At 49.3% G+C, this 272-nt stretch carries 1 protein-coding gene; it reads right to left on the bottom strand.

Annotated features, from left to right (window positions below; all coding sequences use genetic code 11):
* On the bottom strand, positions 1 to 272 hold a 272-nt coding region (locus GPK88_RS19930), incomplete at both ends, for a recombinase family protein (RefSeq protein ID WP_252197810.1).

The raw sequence follows: 272 nt of genomic DNA, 5'->3' as shown, positions 1-272 counted from the left end.
TCCGTGTACTGACCGGTCAGGATATAGTTTCTTCCCAGACGGGATAAGTCCTTTGTGACAACGCAGTTGATTTTCCCGTCTTCGATGTCATCAATCATCCTTTGGAAACTTGGACGCTCGAAATTTGTCCCACTCCATCCGTCGTCAATGTACTCGTCTACAACGGTCAGCCCATGCTCTGCGGCATACTGTCTAAGCATCATGCGCTGGGTCTGGATACTGCCGCTTTCCCCCTGTAATTCATCGTCACGGCTCAATCTCAAATATAGTGC

Source organism: Blautia sp. MCC269 (assembly GCF_018785655.1).
Classification (GTDB): Bacteria; Bacillota; Clostridia; order Lachnospirales; family Lachnospiraceae; genus Blautia_A.
The sequence above is the reverse complement of the archived record's forward strand: the minus strand, read 5'-3'. Positions and strand labels throughout refer to the sequence as shown.